The 23,088-nt window shown below is 62.1% G+C and carries 18 protein-coding genes and 1 tRNA gene; 7 read left to right on the top strand and 12 right to left on the bottom strand.

The genetic code is table 11. The features are described from left to right. Positions 1-404: 404 nt before the first annotated feature. The 8 genes from PAN31108_RS05395 to urtA form a co-directional block, all read right to left on the bottom strand. The gene (locus PAN31108_RS05395) at positions 405-1,433 is read right to left on the bottom strand and encodes an aliphatic amidase (RefSeq protein ID WP_150667826.1); all 1,029 of its coding nucleotides are present in this window, start codon (positions 1,431-1,433) and stop codon (positions 405-407) included. Positions 1,434-1,511: 78 nt separating this feature from the next. Beyond that, positions 1,512-1,865, bottom strand: a complete 354-nt coding sequence (locus tag PAN31108_RS05390) for an FmdB family zinc ribbon protein (protein ID WP_150667825.1) — start codon at positions 1,863-1,865, stop codon at positions 1,512-1,514. A 51-nt stretch (positions 1,866-1,916) separates the two neighbouring features. Next, positions 1,917-3,155, bottom strand: coding sequence for a formamidase (gene fmdA, locus PAN31108_RS05385; protein ID WP_150667824.1), 1,239 nt, complete (start codon positions 3,153-3,155; stop codon positions 1,917-1,919). Positions 3,156-3,224: 69 nt separating this feature from the next. Continuing rightward, positions 3,225-3,914: an urea ABC transporter ATP-binding subunit UrtE gene (gene urtE / locus PAN31108_RS05380; RefSeq protein ID WP_150667823.1), complete on the bottom strand. Its 690-nt coding sequence runs from the start codon at positions 3,912-3,914 to the stop codon at positions 3,225-3,227. A gap of 14 nt (positions 3,915-3,928) precedes the next feature. Further along, the gene (urtD, locus tag PAN31108_RS05375; RefSeq protein ID WP_150667822.1) at positions 3,929-4,672 is read right to left on the bottom strand and encodes an urea ABC transporter ATP-binding protein UrtD; all 744 of its coding nucleotides are present in this window, start codon (positions 4,670-4,672) and stop codon (positions 3,929-3,931) included. Between the two features lie 3 nt (positions 4,673-4,675). Further along, the gene (gene urtC, locus PAN31108_RS05370; protein ID WP_150667821.1) at positions 4,676-5,845 is read right to left on the bottom strand and encodes an urea ABC transporter permease subunit UrtC; all 1,170 of its coding nucleotides are present in this window, start codon (positions 5,843-5,845) and stop codon (positions 4,676-4,678) included. Positions 5,846-5,966: 121 nt separating this feature from the next. Beyond that, on the bottom strand, positions 5,967-6,884 hold the full coding sequence (gene urtB / locus PAN31108_RS05365) for an urea ABC transporter permease subunit UrtB (protein WP_150667820.1): 918 nt from the start codon (positions 6,882-6,884) through the stop codon (positions 5,967-5,969). A 55-nt stretch (positions 6,885-6,939) separates the two neighbouring features. Continuing rightward, on the bottom strand, positions 6,940-8,214 hold the full coding sequence (gene urtA / locus PAN31108_RS05360; protein ID WP_150667819.1) for an urea ABC transporter substrate-binding protein: 1,275 nt from the start codon (positions 8,212-8,214) through the stop codon (positions 6,940-6,942). A 215-nt stretch (positions 8,215-8,429) separates the two neighbouring features. On the opposite strand from urtA, the gene PAN31108_RS05355 reads away from it, so the two are divergent. From PAN31108_RS05355 to gdhA, 3 genes are all read left to right on the top strand, one after another. Further along, on the top strand, positions 8,430-11,885 hold the full coding sequence (locus PAN31108_RS05355) for a hybrid sensor histidine kinase/response regulator (RefSeq protein ID WP_370819574.1): 3,456 nt from the start codon (positions 8,430-8,432) through the stop codon (positions 11,883-11,885). Continuing rightward, the gene (locus tag PAN31108_RS05350; protein WP_150667817.1) at positions 11,848-12,870 is read left to right on the top strand and encodes a response regulator transcription factor; all 1,023 of its coding nucleotides are present in this window, start codon (positions 11,848-11,850) and stop codon (positions 12,868-12,870) included. Before PAN31108_RS05355 ends, PAN31108_RS05350 begins: the two co-directional genes overlap by 38 nt. Positions 12,871-13,049: 179 nt before the next feature. After that, positions 13,050-14,393 carry an NADP-specific glutamate dehydrogenase gene (gene gdhA, locus PAN31108_RS05345; RefSeq protein WP_150667816.1) on the top strand — a complete coding sequence of 448 codons (1,344 nt, stop codon included), beginning with the start codon at positions 13,050-13,052 and terminating at the stop codon, positions 14,391-14,393. A 141-nt stretch (positions 14,394-14,534) separates the two neighbouring features. On the opposite strand, the gene prpR is transcribed toward gdhA, so the two are convergent. Then, the gene (gene prpR / locus PAN31108_RS05340) at positions 14,535-16,544 is read right to left on the bottom strand and encodes a propionate catabolism operon regulatory protein PrpR (RefSeq protein WP_150667815.1); all 2,010 of its coding nucleotides are present in this window, start codon (positions 16,542-16,544) and stop codon (positions 14,535-14,537) included. 276 nt (positions 16,545-16,820) lie between these two features. Between prpR and PAN31108_RS05335 the strand changes: the two genes are divergently transcribed. The 3 genes from PAN31108_RS05335 to PAN31108_RS05325 all read left to right on the top strand — a co-directional run bounded on the left by PAN31108_RS05335 (position 16,821) and on the right by PAN31108_RS05325 (position 18,725). Continuing rightward, positions 16,821-17,702 carry an isocitrate lyase/PEP mutase family protein gene (locus PAN31108_RS05335; protein WP_150667814.1) on the top strand — a complete coding sequence of 294 codons (882 nt, stop codon included), beginning with the start codon at positions 16,821-16,823 and terminating at the stop codon, positions 17,700-17,702. Between the two features lie 118 nt (positions 17,703-17,820). Then, positions 17,821-18,192, top strand: coding sequence for a hypothetical protein (locus tag PAN31108_RS05330; protein WP_246183785.1), 372 nt, complete (start codon positions 17,821-17,823; stop codon positions 18,190-18,192). Continuing rightward, positions 18,189-18,725 (top strand): hypothetical protein, encoded by a 537-nt coding sequence (locus tag PAN31108_RS05325; RefSeq protein ID WP_150667812.1) that lies wholly within the window; start codon positions 18,189-18,191, stop codon positions 18,723-18,725. Before PAN31108_RS05330 ends, PAN31108_RS05325 begins: the two co-directional genes overlap by 4 nt. Positions 18,726-18,873: 148 nt before the next feature. Here PAN31108_RS05325 and PAN31108_RS05320 read toward each other — a convergent pair. The 3 genes from PAN31108_RS05320 to PAN31108_RS05310 all read right to left on the bottom strand — a co-directional run bounded on the left by PAN31108_RS05320 (position 18,874) and on the right by PAN31108_RS05310 (position 21,764). Continuing rightward, positions 18,874-18,958, bottom strand: a tRNA-Leu gene (locus PAN31108_RS05320). 189 nt (positions 18,959-19,147) lie between these two features. Further along, positions 19,148-21,034, bottom strand: a complete 1,887-nt coding sequence (locus PAN31108_RS05315; protein WP_150667811.1) for a methyl-accepting chemotaxis protein — start codon at positions 21,032-21,034, stop codon at positions 19,148-19,150. Between the two features lie 298 nt (positions 21,035-21,332). Then, complete coding sequence (locus PAN31108_RS05310) at positions 21,333-21,764, bottom strand: low affinity iron permease family protein (protein ID WP_150667810.1); 432 nt, start codon at positions 21,762-21,764, stop codon at positions 21,333-21,335. A gap of 223 nt (positions 21,765-21,987) precedes the next feature. Between PAN31108_RS05310 and PAN31108_RS05305 the strand changes: the two genes are divergently transcribed. Further along, a complete protein-coding gene (locus PAN31108_RS05305; RefSeq protein WP_150667809.1) occupies positions 21,988-22,953 on the top strand; it encodes a hypothetical protein in 966 nt (321 codons plus the stop codon). The last annotated feature ends 135 nt before the right edge of the window (positions 22,954-23,088 follow it).

The following is a 23,088-nucleotide window of genomic DNA, read 5'->3' as shown; positions in this document are numbered from 1 at the left end:
AAAGGCCGCACAGCGCACTGAACTACCTTGCGCCGTCAGAGTTTGCGGCGAAACATCGAGCAACCGCGGACGCTCCTACCGCTTTCCAGGAGTTGGTTTAAAGGGACTTTGCTAGAAGCCCATTGGCCCGATTGAAGGGGGCATGTCACGAGAGTGCGTAAGAATTATTTAATCGCTGACTGCGGCAGCCTTGAGGTGCGCAGTCAACTTTTTTGAGAATCTAGCTAGGCAGTGCCAGCTTTTTTGAGAGATCTGTGGAGGGTGTTTTCACATAAGATCGACAACGCCTTGATTTTTCTAGATGCGGTTGGTCAAGTATTTTGAGAGCCTACAGATATTACGTCGTCGCGCGCATCCCCCCAAAAAGCCCCATAAGTCAAAAGACCTACGGGGCTTTTTCCTTCTCACCCTTCCCCGCAGGGAATCCCGTCAATCGGGCATTCCGGGGTGCCGGGTGTCGACCGGGTGATGGCCTCGACCTTTTTCTGCGTCGCTTGGGGATCCGTCACCCAATCCCGGTAGAAGCCGAACGGGCAGTCGGCCACGCCGTTCACGCTTTCGCCGGAATGGATCGTCCCGGTGTAGCCACGGTGGAGTAGCTTGTAAAGATGGTTCTGCGACTGCATGTTCTTGCGGGCGTCGCGGATCGCGCTCACGGAAAGCTCGGCGTACTGCACGCCCATCTCCTCCTCACCGCACTCGCCGAGCGTGCGGCCGTCGAAGCCCACGATGGCCGAGTGGCCGAAGTACGAATACACACCGTCCCAGCCCGTGGCGTTCGCCACGGCGACATACGTGTTGTTCATCCACGCCATCGCCTTCGCTACGAGCACCTGCTGATCCTTGGCGGGATACATGTACCCCTGACAACGCACGACCAACTCCGCACCGTTCATCGTGCAGTCGCGCCAAATCTCCGGATAGTTGCCGTCGTCGCAAATGATCAGACTGATCTTCAGCCCCTTCGGCCCCTCCGTCACATAAGTCCGATCGCCAGGGTACCAACCCTCGATCGGCGTCCACGGCATGATCTTGCGGTACTTCTGTACGATCTCCCCGCGATTGTCGATCAGCACCAGCGTGTTGTAAGGGACCTTGTTCGGATGCTCCTCATGCCGCTCGCCCGTCAGCGAAAACACGCCCCACACGTTCGCCTTTCGACACGCCGCCGCAAAGATATCCGTCTCCTCACCCGGCACCGTCGCCGCAGTATCGAACATCTCCTGACGGTCGTACATGATCCCGTGCGTGGAATACTCGGGAAAGATCACGAGATCCATGCCAGGTAGTCCCTGCTTCATGCCGACCACCATGTCCGCGATCTTGCGCGCGTTCTCCAACACTTCCGCTTTCGTATGCAGGCGCGGCATCTTGTAGTTGACGACCGCAACCCCCACGCCGTCGCGGCTACTCGAAATATCCCCATGTCGCATGAATCCCTTCTCCTTCAAAACACATCGTCCGGTCGCACGGCCCCGCATAGTCGGGCCGCCCCTGACCCATTCAACGAATCAATGGCTGATCATCCAGGGCCGCCCTGCCGGCCGCTTCAGCCCACCTGTCGCGTCCGACGTCGGCGCACTCACCCCCGCCAACGACACCTTGCCGCCGGCGCAGCAACTGCATCCGGGCCGGTGACGCGACGACGGCCCGTCACCCGAATGTCGCGGCGCATGCGCCGCGCGCTCGTTCGTGGCATGCGCCGCGCGATTCGCATTTCCCATCAATGCCAGCGCCGGCGCCGTCATCACGCGCGTGCCCTCGCTGCCGCAATCGGGACAGTGACACGGCGTGTCGCGATCCGCGATCCGCCGCATCACGGTGAACGGCCCGCACGTCGCACATTCGAAGTCGTAAATCGGCATGTCTGCCTCCTGATGTCTTAACGCGTTGCGGTGTTCGTGACGTTCGCTGCGTCAGGCTTTCACCAGATCCGGCGAACACGGCATGTCGACGCCACCCTTCACATGACGAATCGGCCCGTCGGCATTCGGCCGGATGTCGAAGTCGAAAATCTGCGTCGGCAACCACAACGTCGCACACGCATTCGGAATGTCGACCACGCCGCTGATGTGCCCCTGCACCGGCGCACAACCCAACAACGAGTACGCCTGCGCCCCCGAGTAACCGAACTTCTTCAGATACTCGATGGCGTTCAGACACGCCTGGCGATAAGCGACCGTTACGTCCAGATAGTGCTGCCCGCCCTGCTCGTCGACCGAAATGCCCTCGAAAATCAGATAGTCGTTGTACGCCGGCGTGATCGGACTCGGCTGGAACACCGGATTGCGAATGCCGTACTTCGCCATGCCACCCTTGATGACGTTTACGCGCATATGCACCCAGCCGGCCATCTCGATGGCGCCGCAGAAGGTGATCTCGCCGTCGCCCTGACTGAAGTGAAGATCGCCGACGGACAATCCTGCCCCGTCCACATACACCGGGAAAAACACCTTGGAGCCGCGCGAAAGATCCTTGATGTCGCAGTTCCCGCCGTGCTCGCGCGGCGGAACCGTGCGCGCGCCCTCGGCGGCCGCCTTGTTGCGCGCATCGCCCGTGAGCTTGCCCATGTGAGCCGTGGCCGCAAACGGCGGATTCGCCAACGGCGGCACACGATCCGGCTGCGTCGCAATGAGGCCGACTTCACGCTCGTTCCATGTCTCGAGCAACTTCGGATCGGGAAGACAACCGATCAGTCCCGGGTGAATCAACCCCGCGAAATTCACCCCCGGGATATGGCGAGAACTCGTGTAAAGACCGTGGAAATCCCAGATCGATTTCTGTGCGTGCGGGAAATGATCGGTCAGAAACCCGCCGCCGTTCATCTTCGAGAAAAAGCCGTTGAAGCCCCACTGACTATCCTGCTTCGCACCGATGTCGAGCAGGTCGACGACCAGCAGATCGCCGGGCTCCGCACCATGCACGCCGACCGGCCCCGAAAGAAAGTGCACGATGGACAAGTCGATGTCGCGCACGTCGTCCGCGCTGTCGTTGTTCTTGATGAAGCCGCCGGTCCAGTCGTACGTCTCGAGAATGAAGTCGTCGCCCGGATTGACCCAGCACGCCATCGGAATGTCCGGATGCCAACGGTTGTGCACTTGCTCGTTTTCGTAGGCGGATTGGTTCAGGTCGACCTTGATGAGAGTGTCAGTCATTGCCCTCGCTCCTGGTTTTAAATGCCGGTGCCAGACACCAGCGATCAAATGACGCCTCGTGGCGCCGGGTTACACAGACAGGTATTCGCGGATACGCTCGGTGTCGCTGGCGTCGCGCGTGCTTTGATGCACGAAGCGTCCGCCCTCGATGACGAACAGCCGGTCGGCCACGTCCATCGCGAAACTCAGCACCTGTTCGGACACAACGACCGCGATGTTGCGCGTCGCACGTATCTGGTTGAGCGCTCGGGCAATATCCTTGATGACGGACGGCTGAATCCCCTCCGTGGGCTCGTCGAGCAGCAATACCTTGGGATTGGTGGCCAGCGCGCGTGCAATGGCGAGTTGCTGTTGCTGCCCGCCCGAGAGGTTGCCGCCCTTGCGACGGCGCATGTCGAACAACACGGGGAACAGCGCGTAGAGATCGTCGGGAACGGACTGACTCGCGGCGTTTTCGAGACCCGTCTGAATGTTCTCCTCGACGGTGAGCGAGGCAAAGATCTGACGCCCCTGCGGCACGTAACCGATCCCTTTGGCCACCCGACGAAAACTCTCGTCCTTCGACACATCGACACCGCCCACGCGAACGGTGCCGCGATTGGCGGGCAACATGCCGATCAACGATTTGAACAGCGTCGTCTTGCCCATGCCATTGCGTCCCATCACGGCAACGCTCTCGCCACTGGCGACGGAAAACCCGATACCGTGAAGCACCTCGCTCTGACCATAGCTGACGACGAGATCATCGACTTCCAACATGATGTGTCCTCCGATCAGTGTCCGAGATAAACATCGATCACCCGGGGATCGGACTGCACCTTGGCCATCGGGCCCTCGGCGAGAATCTTCCCCTGATGCATCACGGTGACTTTGTGTGCGATCCGCTCGACGAACGCCATATCGTGCTCGATAACGATCATCGAACGGTTCCGACAGATTCGGTCGAGCAGCTCCGCCGTCAATTCGCGCTCGCGCACACTCATGCCGGCAATCGGCTCGTCGAGCATCAACAGTTCGGGATCCTGCATAAGCAGCATACCAATTTCCAACCACTGCTTCTGCCCGTGCGACAGCAGGCCGGCTTCGAAGTCCAGCGACGCCGACAGTCCGATTTCGTCCGCGACGGCACGCACGCGGTCCGCCACCTCGGAATCGGTGCGGTAGAGCAACGCGCCGAACACGCCACGGCCTCTCGGGAACGACACTTCGAGGTTTTGCGCGACGCTCAGGTTTTCATAGATCGACGGTGTCTGGAATTTGCGACCGATCCCTTTGTGTACGCGCCGGAATTCAGCCAGCCTCGTAATTTCCTCGTTGCGAAACTTGATGCTGCCGGCCGTCTCTTTCGTCTTGCCGCAGATGAGATCGAGCAGCGTGGTCTTGCCAGCGCCGTTCGGTCCGATCACCACTCGCAGTTCGCCGCGCTCCAGATACAGATTCAGCGAATCGATGGCCTTGAAACCGTCGAACGACACGCTCAGGTCCTCGACCGCCAACAGAAAGTCGGTGTTGCTCATGCGTCATGCTCCTTTGTTCTCGGCGCCCAGGAAACGGCGAATGCGCGGACGCACATGCGCCTCGTAGAGACCGGCCAGTCCGTTCGGGAAAGCCATCACAACACCGATGAACATCGCTGCCATCAGATACAGCCAGAGGTTGGGGAAACTCTCCGAGAACCAGCTCTTGCCCAGATTCACGAGGATCGCGCCGTACACCGCACCGACAAGCGACATGCGTCCGCCAACCGCCGCATAGATCACCATTTCGATGGACGGCACGATGCCGACGAACGACGGCGACATGAAGCCGACCTGAAGCGTGAACATCGCGCCCCCCACGGCGGCGAGCAACGCCGCGAAGCAGAACGAGAACACCTTGAACATCGAGACGTCGTAGCCGGAGAAGCGCACGCGATCTTCCTTGTCGCGCATCGCCAGCAGCAACGTGCCCAGCTTGCCGCGCTGCACCCAGCGGCACACCAGCAACGCGACGATCAGCAATGCCGCGTTGACGAAGTAAAGAATGAGCTTCGCGTGGTCCGTACGAATGTCCCAGCCGAGCAACGTGCGCAGGTCGGTGATACCGTTCACCCCGCCGGTGTATCCCTGCTGCCCGATGATGAGCACCGACAAAATCAGCGCGACCGCCTGCGTGATGATGGCGAAGTACACCCCGCCGACTCGCCGCTTGAACATCGCGTAACCGATCACGAACGCGAGCACCGTCGGAACGATCAGTACCGCGAGAATCGAGACCGGCAGGTAGTGAAACGGCTTCCACCAATCCGGCAACGCGGTGAGCTGGTTCCAGTCCATGAAATCCGGAATGCCGGGGGTGGTCTGCGTGCTCGTGGCGGCCGGGCTCGACGCTTCGAGCTTGAGAAACATGGCCATCGCGTAACCGCCGAGCCCGAAGAAAACCCCTTGTCCGAGACTGAGCACGCCGCCATAACCCCACGCGATGACCAGACCGATCGCCACGAATGCGTAGGTCAGATACTTGCCCATGAGATTCAGACGGAAGGTATCGAGCGCGAGCGGAAACACCACGACGATGAGCGCAGCAAGTATCACGATGCCCGCGTAACCCGACGCGTCGAAGCGCGCGAGCGTTGCGCGCCAGCCGCTGGACGCCGCCTGCGGCTCCGGTCGGAGGGAGACGCCGCCCGCCGCGGTTTGGATGGGTTCCATATACATCTCTCCATACAGAAGATTCGGTAGACGACCGGCGCCCGGAAGCGCCGGTCGTCGGTTCACGGCCGACACCTGCGCCGCAAGACGCTGTGCCGTGAAGCCGTGTCATGCGGCTCGGTCATACGCGCCGGACTTTCGAGGCGAACAGACCTTGCGGGCGCATCATCAGAATGACCACGACGGTCAGCAGCGTGAGCACACGGGCAATCGAGCCGGAAAGGAAGAATTCGCTGATCGACTGCATTTGTGCGATGCCGAACGCCGACGCGACCGTACCGAGCAGACTTGCGGCGCCGCCGAAGGTCACCACCAGGAACGAATCGACGATGTAGAGCGAACCGCTGGTGGGGCCCGTCGAGCCGATGGCGGTGAAGGCCGCCCCGGCCACACCGGCGATGCCGCACCCGATGGCGAACGTCATGCGATCGGTGCGACGCGTGTTGATCCCTGCGGCGTTCGCCATGGGGCGATTAGCGACCGTGGCTCGCACGCGCAGGCCCCAGCGGGAGCGATACAGCGCGAGCAGGAGGCCGCCCGTCATGACGAGCGCGAGCGCCATCACGAACATGCCGCTGATGGGAATGTCGAGACCCGGCGCCGGCTCCCACGATCCCATCAGCCAGTCGGGCAGCGCCGGGCTGACTTCCTTCGGTCCGAACGTCGAACGAAACACTTGCTGCATGCCGAGGCTCAGGCCCCAGGTCGCGAGGAGCGTGTCGAGCGGTCGTCGGTACAGATGCCGGATCAGCGCCCATTCCGCGAGCCATCCCGCCGCGAAGGCGAACACGAAGGCGGCGACGATGGCGAAGAAGAAGTACACCGGCGCGAACACCGGCCAGACGTTCTGCGTCACCCACGAGAACATGTAGACCGTATAGGCGCCGATGGTCATGAACTCGCCGTGCGCCATGTTGATCACGCCCATCTGCCCGAAGATGACGGCGAGCCCGAGTCCCATCAGTAGCAAAACGCTGAACAGGCTCAGTCCCGCAAAGCCCTGCATCAGCGTGATATTGAAAATGTCGTTGGCGGACATCTGACGCTCCTCGCGCGACGACCGTGCGGTCATCGCGCCTGTGCGGGTTGACGGATTACATGTAGCCCTTCGGGAACGGATCCGGATGGATCGGCTCCGGCGAACTCGCCACGACCTTGAACTGGCCGTCGGCCTGTCCCTCGCCGATCAGTGAACGGCTCCACAGGTGATGGTTCGGGTCGACCTTCGCGTAGCCCTGCGGCGCATTGGCCAGCTCGATGCCGGCCGACGCGGCGACGACCTTGTTCACGTCGAAGCTGCCGGCACGCTCGCACGCGGCTTTCCAGATCCACGGCCCGAGGTAGGCAGCCTGCGTCACGTCGCCGATCACCGACTTCGCGCCGTAGCGCGCCTTGAAGGCGGACACGAACTTCTTGTTGTTGTCGTTATCGAGCGACTGGAAGTACTTCATCGAGGAATAGAAGCCCGCGAAGTTCTCGCCGCCGATGCCCAGCACTTCGTCTTCCGTGACGGACAGCGTGAGGAGGAACTGCTTTTGCGGCGTAATGCCGGCGGCCTTGAGTTGCTTGTAGAACGCGACGTTAGACCCGCCCACCACCGTTGCGAAAATGCAGTCGGGGCGTGCGAGCTTGATCTTGTTCATCAGCGAATTGAATTCGGTTGTGCCGAGCGGGTAATACTCCTCGCCGACGACCTTCGCCTTGAGATGCTGCTCGATATGGCGACGCGCGATCTTGTTCGACGTGCGCGGCCAGATGTAATCGGAGCCGATCAGGAAGAAGGTCTTCGCCTTCTTCGTGTTCGACGCCCAGTCGAGCGCCCAGAGAATCTGCTGCGTGGCTTCCTGGCCGGTATAGAAGACGTTCTTCGATTGCTCCAGGCCCTCGTAGAACGTGGGGTAGTAAAGCAAGCCGTTGTCTTTCTCGAACACGGGCAGCACGGCCTTGCGCGAGGCCGATGTCCAGCAACCGAACACCGCAGCGACATGGTCGTTTTCGAGCAGCTTCTTGGACTTTTCGGCGTAGGTCGGCCAGTCGGACGCACCGTCTTCCTGAATGACGTTGATCTTGCGGCCGAGCACGCCGCCCATGGCGTTGATCTGTTCGATCGCGAGCCGTTCTGCCTGAATCGAGCCCGTTTCCGAGATCGCCATCGTGCCGGTCGCCGAGTGCAACTGGCCGACGGTGACGGTGGTGTCGGTGACGGCGAGGCCCGTCGTGTTCACCTTGGCCGTCGGGGGCACCTGAGCGAATGACGTGCGCGGCAAGCCCAGCGCCATGAGCGGCGCAGCGGCGAGCCCGCCGAGCAGTCGCCTGCGCAACGGCGAAGCCATGCGCTCGTCATCTTCGAATCGATCGTCTGCGGACATCACGTTCTCCTGGTCTTAGGCCCTGTGCGAAGGCGCGTCGGGCGGGTTACACGGGTTTGAACGCAATGTAGGGAGCCAATTTGGCGATCGAAATACGTCGATTGACGTATTCCCCGAGGGGAGCGGTGGAATGTAATTTGCTTCGGGCCTTACACCCGCGTTGTCTACGACGTTTTTGCACCAATCCGGATCGTCTGCACGTCTTCATGGCCAAGATGCACCAAAGTTCAGTAACCGCGCCCAGTACCCAGCGCATCGTCAAGGTGCGGCGCGATTACAACGCATGGGTCGGCGACGAGACGCTGGAGGACTACGCCCTGCGCTTTACGCCACGTTCGTTTCGGCGCTGGTCGGAAGCGCGCGTCGCCAGTACCGCGATCGGCGGCGTGTCGTTTCTGGTGCTCGAGGCGATCGGCGGCAGCCTTGTCATCAATTACGGCTTCACGAATGCGGTCTGGGCGATCGCCGCCGTCTCGATCCTGATTTTTCTGACGAGCCTGCCGATCAGCTACTACGCGGCGCGGTACGGCGTGGACATGGATCTGCTCACGCGCGGTGCGGGATTCGGCTACATCGGCTCGACGGTGACGTCGTTTCTTTACGCGATCTTCACGTTTCTTTTCTTCGCGCTCGAAGCGGCCATCATGGCGCTCGCGTTGCAGCTGTATTTCCACATTTCGCTGGCGATCGCGTATGTCGTGAGTTCGCTCGTCGTCATTCCGCTGGTGATGTTCGGCATCACGCTGATCAACCGCTTGCAAAGCTGGACACAGCCGCTGTGGATCGTGCTGTTCGTGCTGCCTTACGCGGCGCTCCTGTGGCATCACCCCGGGCTGGTCGGCGAGTGGACCACCTTCGCGGGCTTTGCGCCCCAAGGCCGGGCGTTCAGCCTGATTGCATTCGGGCAGGCGTCGACGGTCGTGTTCGCGCTGATCGTCCAGATCGGCGAGCAGGTGGACTATCTGCGGTTCCTGCCGCCGCTGACGTCCCGAAATCGGAAGCGATGGTGGCTGGCGCTGTTATCGGCCGGCCCGGGCTGGATCGTGCCCGGTGCGCTGAAGATGCTCGGCGGCGCATTTCTCGCGTTCGTTGCCATTCAGAACGAGGTGGATGTCGCGCAGGCGGCGCAGCCCACGCAGATGTACCTCGTCGCGTATCACATCCTGCTCGATCCGGCGGGCCTGGCGAGCTGGGCGCTGCCGGTGATGACACTGTTCGTCATCGTCTCGCAACTCAAGATCAACGTGACGAATGCCTATGCGGGCTCGCTCGCCTGGTCGAACTTCTTTGCGCGTCTCACGCACAGCCATCCGGGACGCGTGGTTTGGCTCGTCTTCAACGTGATGATCGCGTTGTTGCTCGTCGAGATCGGCGTCTTCGAGGTCATCGGCAAAGTGCTTTCGCTTTATGCGAACGTCGCCGTTGCGTGGGTCGGCGCGCTGTGTGCGGACCTCGTCATCAACAAGCCGCTCGGCTACAGTCCGCGTCATATCGAATTCAAGCGTGCCCATCTCTACGATGTGAATCCCGTCGGTCTGGGCGCGATGTTGCTCGGTGTCGTGGCGGCGCTGACGGCTCGCGCGGGTGTCTTCGGTGAGCTTGGCGAAGCGATGTCGCTGTTTCTCGCCTTCGGTGTGGCGTTCGTTTGCGCGCCGGGCATCGCCATCGCCACGCGCGGCGAGTATTACCTCGCCCGCAAACCGCAATCGACCGGCGATGCGCGGTCGCTCAAGTGTGCGATCTGCGAGCATGCCTTCGAGCCGGAGGACACGGCGCACTGCCCGGCCTACGGCGGCACGATCTGCTCGTTGTGCTGTTCGCTTGACTCGCGTTGCCACGATCGCTGCAAGCCGCATGCGCGCTTTTCGGTGCAGGCCGACCGGGCGCTGCACCGTGTGTTTCCGCGCCTGCGCCTCGGGCCGGCGGCGTTGCGGCTGATTCGCTACGCCAGCCTCGTGCTCGCGATACTGGCGGTGCTGGCCGGCGTGCTCTATCTGATCTGGACGCAAAGCATGGCGTCGATCAGCGACGCCGAAGGCGGGATCATCGCGAGCAGCTTCCTGAAGATATTCTTCTCACTCGCGCTGGTGGGCTGCATTGCCGCGTGGTGGTTCGTGCTGGAGCGCGAGAGCCGGCGCGTCACGGAAGAGGAGTCGCAGCGACAAAACGAGTTGCTGATCCAGGAGATCGACGCGCACCAGAAAACCGACGAAGCGCTCAAGCGGGCAACCGCCGCCGCCGAATCGGCGAATCAGGCCAAGAGTCGCTACGTCTCCGGACTCAGCCATGAACTTCGCACGCCGCTCAACAGTATCCTCGGTTATGCACAACTGCTGATGCAAGCCCGGGACGAATTATCGCCAACGCGTTACAACGCCGTGCGCACGATTCACCGAAGTGGCGAGCATTTGCTCGCGCTGGTGGACGGACTGCTCGACGTGGCGCGCATCGAAGCGGGCAAGCTGCAACTGAACATCACGAAAGTGTCGCTCACCGATTTCGTGTCGCATGTGTCGTCGATGATGAGTCCGTTGGCGATGGAAAAGGCACTCGCCTTCGACGTGCAGGTGGTCGGTCGAATTCCTGCGACGGTGAAATGCGATCAGAAGTACCTCGGGCAGATTCTCACCAATCTGATCGGCAATGCGATTCGCTTCACGGCGGCCGGAACGGTGACGTTGCGTGTGAGTCACGCGCTCGACACGCTGAAATTCGAAGTGATCGATACGGGCCCCGGTATTCCCTCCGAAGAGATGGCGCGTCTTTTCCTGCCGTTCGAGCGTGGCGACGCGGCGCATGCGGACGATCACGGCGCGGGGCTGGGGCTGACGATCTGCCGCTTGCTCACCCACGCGCTCGGTGGCAGTCTCGACGTGCACAGCGAGGTCGGACGCGGCACGCACTTCGTCGTCAAGCTCTTTGCGCCGGCCGTGCAAAGCGCCCCCGATGTCTACACCGAGTTGGCGGCGATTCGCGGATACACGGGGCCTCGCCGCGCGATTCTGGTCGTCGACGATCTCGCCGACCAGCGCGGCATCGTGGTGCAATTGCTCACCCCGCTGGGTTTCGATGTGACGGAGGTCGGCAGCGGGCCGGATGCGCTGAGGTGGCTGGGCACCCATACCGCCGACGCGATCATCATGGATATCTCGATGCCGTTGATGGACGGCTATGAAACGAGTCGTCTGATTCGCGAGAACCAGTTGTCCGATGCGCCCGTCGTGCTGCTCTCCGCGAATGCTTTCGCCGACGACCGGGAACGCGCCAGCGCGACAGGTTGCGCCGGCTATCTGGCCAAGCCGCTGCGGGTGAATCTGTTGCTGGATAAGCTCGCGCAACTGCTCTCGCTCGAGTGGATTGCCGCCGACGCACCGGTGCTCCCCGCCACCACCGATGCCAGCGATGCCACCGCCATTCCATCCGATGCTGCCGATGCCGCCACCCTGTCGGCATCGACCGGCACTGCCTTGTTGGCGCCGTTCTTGCTGCGCATTCGCGAGCATCTCGATGTCGGTTATGTGCAGGGGGTGATCGAACAACTCGACGCGGCGCGCGCTGCGCATCCTGCCTTGTCCGCGCGGATCGACACGCTACGTGCCCTTGCCGAGCGCTTTAAGTTAAGGGAATTCGAGAATGAACTGGCCAGCCTGTCCCGTGCCACTCGCGCCTGATGTCCGGGCGACGACGAGCGACCCGTCCGAGTGGCTGGGAAACCGCCCTGTCGTGCTTATCGTGGACGATACGCCCGACAATCTCGCGTTCCTCTCCGATACCCTGCAAGCGAACGGTTATGCCGTGCTCGTCGCACTCAGCGGCGAGGCCGCGTTGAAGTGTCTGTCGCGCGTCACGCCCGATGTGGTGCTGCTCGACGCGATGATGCCGGCAATGGATGGATTCGAAACCTGCATGCTGATCAAGCGGGATCCGCGCCATGAGCATCTGCCGATCATTTTCATGACGTCGCTGACCGAAAGCGAGCATGTCGTCAGGGGCTTTCGCGTGGGGGGGATCGATTATGTGACGAAGCCGGTGCGCCCGGAAGAGGTATGCGCCCGCATCGGCGCGCACGTGGTGCGCTCGCGCGCGCAGTCATACGCGCAAGCGGCGCTGTCGCACGATGCGCGCGCATCGCTCATCGTCGCGGGGGACGGCACGATTTGCTGGCAGAGTCCGCAGGCCGCGCGACAGATCGCCGCGTACGGAAACACGGTTGGCGACACCGAGCGCGAAAGTTGCGGCGATACGCGGGGAGGCGAGGCCAACCCGCGATTACCCGCACCCTTGCTGCATTGGTTCGTCGAATGGCTCGCACACGGCGCACCACCTGACGTCGTGTACGAATTCGCGCTGGGTAACGTCAGGCGGTCGGCCACGGCCGCACCCACGACGAAGGCAGGTGAGTGGATCGTCACGCTGACGGAGGCCGACGACACGGCGCATTGCAATGCACTCGCCTTGCGTTTCGGCCTGACCGCACGGGAAGCGGAAGTCCTGCTGTGGGTGTCGCGCGGCAAGGCCAATCGCGACATCGGCGATATCCTCGGCATGGCGCCGCGCACGGTCAACAAGCACCTCGAACATCTGTTTCGCAAGCTGCATGTGGAAACCCGCGCCACGGCTGCGGCACTCGCGGTAAAAGTGCTCGATCGAATGTAAGTGCAATGTAGGGAAATCTTCTGCGAAACAGTGCAGCACAACTGATTGGCACTACATTGGATCACAGCACAAACCACCGTATTTCCCCTGATTTTTTCTTTTTTCGATCATGTCGCGATCCTAAATGGTGCAAAATGCTTTTTCTGCATAAGAATAAGCACCATTGATGGGCATCCGAGATGAAATATCAATCACTTGACGATTTCCTGCGCGCCACTCGCGAGCGCAATCCTGGCCAACCGGAGTTCCTGCAAGCTGTCACGGAGGTGATGGAGAGCCTTTGGCCGTTCATATCGCAGCATCCCAGATATGCCGAACACGGTTTGCTCGACCGTCTCGTCGAACCGGAGCGCACCGTCATGTTCCGCGTCTCGTGGGTCGACGATCATGGCGACGTGCAGGTCAATCGCGGCTATCGCATCCAGCACAGTTCGGCCATCGGACCGTACAAGGGCGGGCTGCGCTTCCATCCGTCGGTGAACCTGTCGATCCTCAAATTCCTCGCCTTCGAGCAGACATTCAAGAACGCGCTCACCACGCTTCCGATGGGCGGTGGCAAAGGCGGCGCCGACTTCGATCCGAAGGGCAAAAGTCCCGGCGAAGTCATGCGCTTTTGTCAGGCGTTCGTCAGCGAACTTTTCCGCCATGTGGGCAGCGACACCGATGTGCCCGCCGGTGATATCGGCGTCGGTGGCCGTGAAGTCGGCTTCATGGCCGGCATGATGAAAAAACTCTCCAATCGCGCCGATTGCGTTTTCACCGGCAAGGGGCTGTCCTTCGGCGGCTCGCTGATTCGTCCCGAGGCGACCGGCTACGGCACGGTGTACTTCGCCGAAGAGATGCTCAGGCAGGCCGGCCGCAGTTTCGACGGTCTGCGCGTCAGCGTTTCCGGTTCGGGCAACGTCGCGCAGTACGCTGTCGAGAAAGCGATGGCGCTCGGCGCGAAGGTGGTCACCGTTTCCGATTCGAGCGGCACCATCGTCGACGAAGACGGTTTCACCACCGAAAAGCTCGCCGAGTTGATGGACGTGAAGAACCATCACTACGGCCGCGTCAGCGACTACGCCAAACGTACCGGCGTCAGGTTCCTTGCGGGGGAACGCCCGTGGCAGATCCCGGTGGACGTCGCACTGCCGTGCGCCACGCAAAACGAACTCGACGCCGACGACGCCGAAACGCTGATCCGCAACGGCGTGATCTGCGTCGCGGAGGGCGCCAACATGCCGTCGACCAACGAAGCCGCGAAGCGCTTCGAAAGCCAAGGCATTCTGTACGCCCCGGGCAAGGCCAGCAACGCGGGCGGGGTCGCAACATCGGGGCTGGAAATGAGCCAGAACGCCATGCGCCTCTCCTGGCCGCGCGAGGAAGTCGATGCGCGGTTGCACGACATCATGCGCAGCATCCACGAGGTCTGTGTCCGGCATGGCCGTCGCGCAGACGGTTCGGTGAGCTACGTCAACGGCGCGAACGTTGCGGGCTTCGTGAAGGTCGCCGACGCGATGCTCGCGCAAGGCGTCATCTGAGCGCCACCGCTTACCGTTGCATCGCGTCGATGACGATGCGCTGCCTGGAGCGGCAGTGCATTTTTCTTTCGACGGGATTCTCCGATATCGGATGACGCCCGGCACACGCGATGACACCGCCTGCGCCGGGCGTGTCATTCGCTACCCGGCTTTCATCAGGCGCCAGAACGTGGTGCGGCTGATGCCCAGCGACCGCGCCGCAGACGCGCGATTGCCACCCGCCGCCCGCAACGCCGCAAGGGCGGTCTCGCGCGTGACGGCGGGAGGGCGTGCGTCGTCGTCGCTCGTTGCCGCCCGCTGCGCAGCGGGTCCCGATGCATGCCCCGCGCCCAATCGCTGCAACTCCGGAAAGACCTCGGGCAATGTCTGCCCATGTCGGACGGCATCGTGATCGAGATAGATCGCCGCACGCACGAGCAGATTATCCAACTCACGCACGTTCCCCGGCCAGTCATAGCGCGCGAAGAGCGGCGATAGCATGTCGAGGATGGAGGTCGACATGCGCGCATCCAGGCCGTACTGCACCGCGTTTCTCGCCAGCAACGTCTGTGCGAGCCGACGAATGTCGTCGCGCCGCTCGCGCAGCGCCGGTAGCGTCACTTGCAGCAAATTCAGACGGAAGTAGAGATCGGCACGGAAGCGTCCCTCGGCGACCAGCGCATTCAGATCCCGATGCGTCGCCGCGATCACCCGCACATCGACCGGCACCGCACGCCCCGAGCCGAGCCGCATCACCTCTCGCTCCTGCAACACGCGCAGCAGCCGGCTTTGCATCGCCGCGGGCATCTCGCCGATCTCGTCGAGGAAGATCGTCCCCGTGTGGGCGATCTCGAACAAGCCCGCTTTTCCGCCACGCCGCGCGCCTGTGAACGCCCCCTCGTCATGCCCGAACAGCTCGCTTTCGATCAACCCTTCCGGCAATGCCGCACAGTTGAAGGCGACGAACGGATTGCCGCGTCGCGCACTCGCGTTGTGAATGCCCTGCGCAACCAGTTCCTTGCCGGTGCCGCTCTCGCCCGTCAGTAACACGGTGGCGTCGTGCGATGCGCCCGCGCGTGCGAGACGTCTTACCTTCTCGATCTGCGGCGAGTCACCGACCAGGTCGGTAAGCTCATGCTTCGCCACGAGATGCTTCGGACGCTGTGTCGTGCGTAACGAACGATCGATGCGCTGCGCCATTTGCGCGTCCTGCACCGTGACGACTGCACCGGAGCGCATGCCGTGCTCGTAGATCGGCACGCAACTCGTGATGAACGCACGACCGTCGATATGCTCCAGTCGCTCCTCGATGGCCACGCCATTCTGCGACAGCTCCCGCAGCATCGGGCCGAGTTTGCGCGTGAGCTCGAACTGCCGTGCGCCATGGGTCGCGATTCGCTCCGCGTCCACATCCAGTAGCGTGAACATCGCCGGATTCACCGCTTCCAGTTGCCCGTTCTCGTCGAAGGCCGCCACCCCGTCGCGCATGTGCGCCACGATGGTGTTCAGGCGCATGCGCTTCGATTCTTTCTCGCGGCTCACGCGAGCCAGCTCGACAGACCGCTCGAAGGCCTCCTCCACCGCGCCGAGCGAGTACAGGAAGACGTGTTCGAGTCCTGCCTGCTGAGCGAAGTCGCATGCCATGCCCGGACCGATGATGACCTTGCAGCCTTGTGCGGCGAGCGTGTCGACGGCGTTCTGAACTTCGTCCACCGAGCGGTAGGCGCGCTGGCGAATCTGAATCTTCAGCAACTGGCCGAGGTCGTCCAGTTCGCGCGATACCGTCTCATGCAACACCAGCCCCAACGGCTGGTCGGGCCACGTGGTCGTGGCGCGGGTGATTGCACTGAGTACGTCGAAGCCGTTGACCTTCACCGTCACCACCGGCACGCAGAGGTTCTCGCGCAGATACGCGCCGTTCGAGCCGGCTGCGAGCACCACGTCGACCGCCCCCGATTCCACGTACGACTGCAACGCCGCCACGGCCGCGCCGTACCCCTCGCGCACCGCATAAAAACGCGCGCGATCGGTGTAACGCGGGGCGACCGTCTCGCAAAGGGTCTGCAAGCGGCTGATGCTCACGAGAGCGATGCCCGGACGACGGGCACGGGGGTCGCCAGGCAGCGATGCGGCGAGGGGCGACGGCTCCGCATCGGAAAGGCTGGGGGGCATGACGGTTGTCTCCGAAGTTTGCTGGCGGCGGGGCTGATAGCGCCGATGGCGCTGCGAAGCGTTTCACATCGCTGTTCTCGAAGTGTTTTACCGGCGTTTCATGAAACGTTTCAAGTCGCGTTCGCGAATTCTGCCACAGCCGCGGCAAACGGGCCGCACAGCACAAGCTCATGATTTGTCGACTGTTTTTTCTTCGTTCTCAAGTTGCCGATCGTCTGGCACACAGATTGCGGAAGCTGTCTCCATTTACCGATCCACCACACGGAGACCGCCATCATGACAACCGCGACCGCACAACGCCGCGCCGAATTCCGCCGCAAGGTCGACGCTCGCCGGGGCTTGCTCGTGCCCGGCGCCTTTAACGCCCTCTCGGCGCGCGTCATCGAAGACGCCGGGTTCGAGGCGCTGTACCTCACGGGAGCCGGCGTCACCAACATGTCGCTCGGCCTGCCCGATCTGGCGTTCATCGGGCTGTCGGAAATCGCCGAGCACACCGCGCGCGTGCGAGACGCCGTCTCGCTGCCGATCGTCGTCGATGCCGACACCGGCTTCGGCAACGCGCTGAACGTGCGCCATACGGTCCGCGTGCTCGAACGCAGCGGCGCCGACGCCATCCAGTTCGAAGATCAGGTGCTGCCCAAGAAGTGCGGCCATTTCAACGGCAAGGCCGTGATCGGTGCCGACGAGATGGTCGGCAAGCTCCGGGCCGCCGTCGATGCGCGTGAAGACGGCAATCTGCAAATCATCGCCCGCACCGATGCGGCCGCCGTACACGGCATCGACGCCGCCATCGAGCGCGGCCACCGCTTCATCGAAGCGGGCGCGGACATTCTCTTCATAGAAGCGACGGAAACCCTCGCCGATATCGAACGTCTGCCGGCGCTCTTCGAGCGTCCGCAACTGATCAACATCGTCATCGGCGGGAAGACGCCGACGCAATCGCAGTCGCGCCTGGCCGAACTGGGTTACGGCATCGTGCTTTACGCGAACGCCGCGCTGCAAAGCGCCGTGCTCGGCATGCAGAAGGCGCTGGGCACGTTGCGCGACAGCGGTCGGCTGGACGAAGACCCGTCGCTGGTGGTGCCGTTCGCCGAACGCCAGCGTCTCGTGAACAAGCCGTTCTACGACGCCCTCGACAAGCAATACGCGGCCGATTGAGCGGTTCGCGAACGTCGTGACCGCAACCCTTCGGAAGCACGCAGGACGGCAATGTGCCGCACGGCGCGTTGCCGCTTTTCACCGGTAGCAAAGCATTGCCGACGTCCCGCTGCAACCGTTGTTCGGGCTGCTGTCGGACGTGATCGGCCGCCGCAAGGTGCTGATGATTTTCGGGGTGAGCACCACACTCTTTTCCGTACCGCTCTTTACCGCACTGAGCCACACCAGGGATCCGCTGGTGGCGTTCGCCTTGTCGTTCGCCGGTCTGGTCATGCTCTCGGGCTTCACGTCGGTGCATATGCTCGCGAAAACGGAACTGTTCCCGCCAAGCATCCGTGCGCTCGCCGTCGCTTTGCGCCCTTTCCCTCGCCGATCCGCATGCCGATTCCCGAACCCGCCGGATTTGCGAAGCCGGTTCGCCGAACCGCAAAAGGCGGCGCGTTTTGCGTGGCATCTTGGTCGATCCATTGCTGTGGAGGTGCCTTCATGATGTCGTCCCCGATTCCGGATATCAGTCTCGTCGCGCCGTCCGACATGGAGGAGGCGTCACGCGCGAGCGCGACGCCCGATGTCGCGCAGGAGATTCAGGGCGTCGCCAACATTCCCGAAGCGCCCGGGCTATTGCCGTTTCCGCCAGTCCCCCCGGACCCGGATACGGCGTTTCAGTTTCAGTCGGAATTCCTCGGGTTCGGCGAGGCGGCGTCCGAGGACATCTTGTCGGATTGGCGCCGGGCCGTGCGGCGCGGCGGCGCAACGCTGGAGTGGCGGGCGTTCGTCGCACGATGGCAGGCGAGGATGTCCGGCGATCACACGCGTTACGCGCTGTTCCACCTGCTGATCTTCCACTTCGGCCGTCTGGAGCCGCAGTTGCGGCTTGCGGCGCTTGCGTGCTTTCTTACGGACGGTTCCGACGGGCGCGATGCGGTCAAGCGCAACTGGAAGCGGATCGGGCTGGGGGCGTTTTCGCGGGAACAGTGGCCGTCGGTGCAGCGGCTGCTGCGTGAGGCCGGCATGCTGCGATGAGTCGGCGGCACGGGCCGCCGGCGCGCGTCTCACGTCGAGACGAACGGGCGAAGGCGGCAAAAAGTAGAAAAAGCAGAAAGGGTAGAAAGAGCGGGCAAGGCAAACGAAAAAGGCAGAAGACCTTTCGATCTTCTGCCTTCTGAAACCTTGGTGCCGACGGCGAGACTCGAACTCGCACAGCTTTCGCCACTACCCCCTCAAGATAGCGTGTCTACCAATTTCACCACGTCGGCTTTGTCCTGCAAGGGAGCGCGATTGTAACGGGAAAATTAAGTTTTGTGAATGCTTCGCTCACGAAACCGCCCCGCCCTCGTCGTCCGTGTTCATCGGAAAGCGCGTACTCGCCGCTCGCGCCCGTGCCAACGTGGTTTGTCTCGGTCTTTGTCTCTATCTCTATCTGTGCCGTGCCCCGGTCCCTGGCGTCACGCCGCAAGCCGCTGCGAACCGCCGACCAGCGACAGCGACGATGCGTGGCCGCCGCCAAAGCCGTGAGCGTCGATGGCATGGCCTTCACGCAGACGGAAGCGCGCGACCGTCTCCGCGAGCACGCGGGCCTGTTCGCTGAGCATGGCCGACGCGGCCGCCGACTCTTCCACCAGCGCGGCGTTCTGCTGTGTGGCCTGATCCATCTCCGACACCGAGCGGTCGATCTGGCTGATGCCCGCGCTCTGCTCCGTCATCGCCCCGTGAATCTCGCTCACCAGACGCTGCACGCGGGTGATGCCATCGACGATCTCGTTCATCGTTGTGCCCGCCGCCTGCACGCGTTCGGTCCCGCTCTTCACGTTCTGCACCGACGTCTCGATCAGCGCCTTGATCTCCTGCGCCGCCGCCGCACTGCGCTGCGCCAGCGTACGGACTTCGCCCGCCACCACGGCGAAGCCGCGACCCTGCTCGCCGGCGCGAGCGGCTTCCACTGCCGCGTTGAGCGCGAGGATGTTGGTCTGGAAGGCAATGCCGTCGATCACGCTGATGATCTCGGTGATGCGCTCCGACGACTGGGTGATGGCGGCCATGGTGCCCACGGCGTCGGTCACGACCTGACCGCCGCGTGCGGCGGCGGCGCTCGCATCGTTGGCCAGACGCGTCGCATGCTCGGCGGTGTCGGCGGTCTGCTTGACGCTGGACGTCAGCTGCGTGAGGGCCGAGGACGTCTCCTGCAACGACCCCGCCGACGCCTCCGTGCGTTGCGACAGATCGCGGTTGCCCATTTCGATCTCGCTCGTGGCCGAGGTCATCGACGACACGCCGGTGCGTACGTCCACCATGACCGTGCTGATCTTGTCGACGAAGGCATTGAACGACTTCGAGATCTGCGCCACTTCGTCCTGACCGGAGACGTCCAGACGCCGCGTCATGTCGCCGTCGCCCGAACCGATGGTGTCCATCGCATCGCGCACCATCGACAGACGCTTGAACGCGCGGGATGTGAAGATCGACGCGATCAGCAGCGCAGCCAGCGTGAGCACGACGAGCGTGACGACGGTGGCCGTGAGCACATGCGTGAGACCGGCGGTGGCTTCGGCGCGGTCGAGAGCGACGACCAGATACCAGTCGGTGCCCGGAATGCGCTTGGCCCTGAGCAGCTTGGTCGTGCCGGACAACTCCATCGACACCGGCTTGGCGCCGTCGGCGCTCATCGCGACCAGCGAATCGGCGGTGAGGGTGGCCGACACATCGGTAGACGGCTTGAGCGAGTACTTGCTATCGGGGTGGGCGATCACCTGACCGTCGCCGGAGACCACGAGCGCGAGGCTCGACGGCGTCGGGTGCACGGCCTTGATGATGTCCTGCACGCCCGTGAGCGCCACGGCGCCGCTGAGGGCGCCGATGGTCTGCCCGTCGCGTACGAGCGGTGTGGTGAATGCTACGTAAGGAATGCCCGTCGACGAATCGCCATACGGCTTGGTGAGCGTCAGCTTGCCGGCGGCTACCGCACTCTTGTACCAGGGGCGCGCGGTCGGGTCGTAGTCCGGTGGCGTGGGGGCGGTGGAGAAGAACGTCTTGTCCGACCAGCCGATGCTCGTGATCGGGAAGTCGTTGGTCTTGCCCATGAGCTTCACGAGACCTGCCGGGTCGCCTTTCTCGACGACCTGCGACGTGGCGACGACGGCCTGTGCCTTGTCGGCGGACCAGCGCTCGATGGTGCCGGCGCTACCATCGGCCACGGCGGAGAGCGTTTGCTCGATGCTGGACATCATGCTGTCGCGCACGACCACGTAAGTCGTGATGCCTGAAAGGATCAACGCGCCGATCACTGTCAGAGACGTGATGAGCAGAATCCGGGTTCGCAACGAAGTGACTTTCATGAGCTTTCATCGGTAGGCTCGCGGGCGAGCCGTTGACAGGGGGGAGCCACTGCGCGGGCATGACTGCCGATGCCCTTGCAGCGAAACATTGATGCCATGGCAGCCATACTCTCTGGACTTACGGCTCAACGCAGCAGTAACTTTAGTGAGCGCAGATGAATACTCGTGCGTCGCACTTCAACGCAAGTCGCCATCCCCTTCAACACAGCACAACGCTCGCGGGATTCCTGTTTGGTTGGGTGAAACTGACGGGCTTTCGCGCTGCGCTTTTCGCCGCCCGTCGTTTTCATCGACGTCTTCAGCGACGCTCGCCATTCGAGTCGTCGATGAAGGGTGAATCGGTATCGGGATTGCCCTGCCGCAACGCCAGACGCGCCGCGTCGGCAAGCGCTTCGTAGCGTTTGCGAAAGCGCGCCAGTTCCTTCTCGTCGAGTTCTTCCAGATCGAGCAACGCGTTGTGCGCACCTTCCATGGCGCGGATCAGTTCATCGAGCTTGATGTGCATGGCCGCGGTGTCGCGGTTCTGCGTGTTCTGGATGAGGAAGACCATCAGGAAGGTGACGATGGTGGTCGAGGTGTTGATGACCAACTGCCATGTGTCGCTGTAACCGAACAGCGGTCCGGTCAGCGCCCAGATCAGGACCAGCGCGACCGCCAGCACGAACGAGACCGGACGTCCGGTCAGCGTGGAAAGGTAGCTCGAGAACTTCGAAAACCATTTGCCGTTCATGACCGTCTCCCATTGTTGAAACGATAGACCGATGATGGCACAGGCGTTGCCGGAGGAGATTCGCTACCGATCAAGACCATTCCCCAGGCGGTTGTGTCGCGAACGTCCCAAGTGCCATCGCGTTGATTCACGGTGCCAAAGCTGCGGGTCGAAAAGCGCAAGTGCGCCGCGCCATCGGTGCCACTCTGGAACTCCGATCAACGGAATTTGAAGGAGTGGGAACATGGATTCGATTTCAAAGGCGAACGTGGCGACAGCCGCCGTATCAAATGTCGTTCCCGAGGAAGCGATAGAGGACCTTACCGTCGCGCTGAGTCGTGACCTGCATGCCGCCGCTCAGGCGCCTGCCGATTCGTCGTTGCCTACGTCCGAGTCTACGCTTGCCTCATCACACACCAATATCGCGGTGTGCTCGGTAGGTCGCGTGGATAGTGAGGCGAAGGTCGAAACTGCAAAACAAGAGATGTGGCAAATGATTCGTGATGGAGTGTCCGCAGGACATGACATGATCATGCCGTACTCGTTTATTGCGCTGGATGAGGCGGGGCGGAAGCGAATAACCAAGCTGACCGTCGATTGGGTATTTTCTCCTGTCAATAGTGATACGGGAAAATGGTTCGATTGCCTGACGGAAAATGAGATGATCAGGGAATATCTGAAAGATACGGTTTCAGAGGAAATCAAAAATGAGGTAAAAAAATTCGCTGAATTGAAAAGTGTTCTCGGTGGCATTGATTACTACGATATGTTTCGCGGAAGGTCGAGCGACAGCATGGCGACACGTTTGGTGTCACCTATTAATATCGCGTTAAGTTCGGTAACGGGTGAGGACAGCGAGGCGCGGGTCGAAAGCGCGAAACAGGAGATGTGGCAATCGATTCGAGATGGCGTGAATAATTCACACGACATGATCATGCCGGCTTCGTTCATGTTGCTGGATGAAAGCGAAAAGAAGAGGGTTGCCAAGCTGACGGTCGAGTGGGTGTTCAGTCCTGTCAATCCTGGCTGTGAAAAATGGTTTAATAGGTTGATAGGAAATGAGGAAGTCAAACCATATTTAAAAGGAACCGTATCTAGGCGAATTTATTGTGATGTGAACAGTTATTGCTCACGTATTGTCCCTCACGGCAAGCCGCCGTTGTGGTATGTCCGCGAAAGGATTGGGCAACTTGGAATGTTTAGTAAGTGAGTCAGAGCATGGGGGCGATGGGGTTTTCATCCGGCAGACCTCTTGCATCGCTCCCCTGTCGAGCGTTCCGCCAACGTTAGTGATAACGAACGTTGGCAAGCGTAGAGTGCCGATAAGCGCTTTCCTATCGCTTTG

The sequence above is a fragment of the Pandoraea anhela genome (assembly GCF_902459655.1).
GTDB lineage: Bacteria > Pseudomonadota > Gammaproteobacteria > Burkholderiales > Burkholderiaceae > Pandoraea > Pandoraea anhela.
Note: the sequence above shows the minus strand (reverse complement) of the source record. Positions and strands in the feature narration are given on the sequence as shown.